This window comes from Mesorhizobium sp. M1E.F.Ca.ET.041.01.1.1 (assembly GCF_003997355.1).
Taxonomy (GTDB): domain Bacteria; phylum Pseudomonadota; class Alphaproteobacteria; order Rhizobiales; family Rhizobiaceae; genus Mesorhizobium.
This window is the reverse complement of the sequence record NZ_RZSL01000926.1, coordinates 1-1621: the sequence shown is the minus strand read 5'-3', so window position 1 is coordinate 1621 and position 1621 is coordinate 1. Positions and strand designations below refer to the sequence as shown.

General features: G+C 67.4%; 1 protein-coding gene and 2 pseudogenes. All 3 read left to right on the top strand.

The genetic code is table 11. The features are described 5' to 3' along the window. Nucleotides 1–447: pseudogene (locus EOA38_RS35970) on the top strand (DUF4350 domain-containing protein); the annotation flags it as partial. After that, on the top strand, nt 434–1390 hold the full coding sequence (locus EOA38_RS35965) for a MoxR family ATPase (RefSeq protein ID WP_127301449.1): 957 nt from the start codon (nt 434–436) through the stop codon (nt 1388–1390). The pseudogene EOA38_RS35970 and the gene EOA38_RS35965, both read left to right, overlap by 14 nt. Further along, nucleotides 1387–1621 (top strand): annotated as a pseudogene (locus EOA38_RS35960) (hypothetical protein); the annotation flags it as partial. The gene EOA38_RS35965 and the pseudogene EOA38_RS35960, both read left to right, overlap by 4 nt.

Here is a 1621-nt window from a genome sequence, read left to right as displayed (position 1 = left end):
GGCCAGAACTACGATCTCGCCAAGCTGCTCATCGAGCCGCCTTTTCTGGCTCTGACGCTGTCGGTGCTGGTCGCGGCAGCCCTTGCCTTCCTGCACGGCCTTGGCCGGTTCGGACCGCCGCGCGCCGAAGGACGCGCCATTGCCTTCGGCAAGCGGGCGCTGGTCGACACCACGGCAATGCTGTTGAAGCGCGCCGGGCGGCTGCAGGGGCTCGGCAACCGTTATGCGTCGCTGATGCGGCACCGCGCCGCCGCGCTGCTTGGCGCCCCGCACGGGCTGCAGGGCGAAGCGCTCGACCGCTGGCTGGATTCCCGCGACAAAAGTGAAGCGCACGGCTTCACCGCGCGTTTCAAAGCCGCGAACGATTCCAACAGTTTGGCCGGAATGCATGAAGCAGCGGAGAAGCTGCATGACTGGACAGCAAGGAGGCTCGGTGAACGTCGATGAAGTGAAGACCCTGGCGGGCGCGATCAGGGAAGAAGTGGCGAAGGCGATCACCGGTCAGCACGACACGGTCGATCTGATGCTGACGGCGCTGTTCGCCGGCGGGCACATATTGCTCGAAGGGCCGCCGGGCACCGCCAAGACCATGACGGCGCGCTGCTTCGCGCAGGCGCTCGGCGTCTCCTATGGACGCATCCAGTTCACGCCCGACCTGATGCCCGGCGACATCGTCGGCTCCAATATCTACAATTTTCAGAGCGGGCAATTCACGCTGACGCGCGGCCCGATCTTCTGCGACCTGCTGCTCGCCGACGAAATCAACCGCACGCCGCCGAAGACGCAAGCGGCCCTGCTCGAAGCCATGCAGGAGCATGCCGTCACCTTCGACGGCACGACGCATTCGCTCGGTAAGAATTTCATGGTGGTGGCGACGCAGAACCCGATCGAGCATCAGGGCGTCTATCCGCTTCCTGAAGCCCAGCTCGACCGCTTCCTGTTCAAGCACCGGGTGAGCTATCCGGATGCGCAGGAAGAGCGCGCCATCATCATCCATCATGGTGGTGGCTCCGCCTCGCACGACATCGGGCAATACGTCATCAAGGCGCAGACCGACCGCAAGACGCTCGAAGCGGCGCTTGCCACGGTGGGCGACGTCACGCTGGTCGACGACGTCGTCGGCTACATCGCGGCGCTGGTGCGCGGCACGCGCGAAAGCCCGGACCTCGAAGTCGGCGCCAGCCCGCGCGCGGGAGCCATGCTGGCTCGCGCCGCGCGCGCCAGGGCGGCGCTCGACGGCCGCAACTATGTTATCCCCGACGACGTCAAGGCGCTGGCCGTGCCGGCGCTGCGCCACCGCGTCATCCTCTCGCCGGCGGCGCAGATCGACGGACGGCTGGTCGAGCAGATCGTTTCCGACCTCGTCGACCAGACGGAAGCGCCGCGTTGATCTATCCGAGCGGCCGAGCGGTGTGGGCAGCGGCGGCGGGGGCGATCCCCGCCTTCCTGATCGCGCTCGCGCTGCCCTCTGTCTGGTATCTCGGCCTGTTGTGGATCTGCGCGCTGCTTGCCTTCCTGGCGGTCGACGCCGCGGCCGGGCGCGGACGTGCCTCGCTCAGCGCGCCGCCCGTACCGTTGACAGGCGAAAGCCGCTGGTCGTGCCCGACGCGCACCTGCAGCC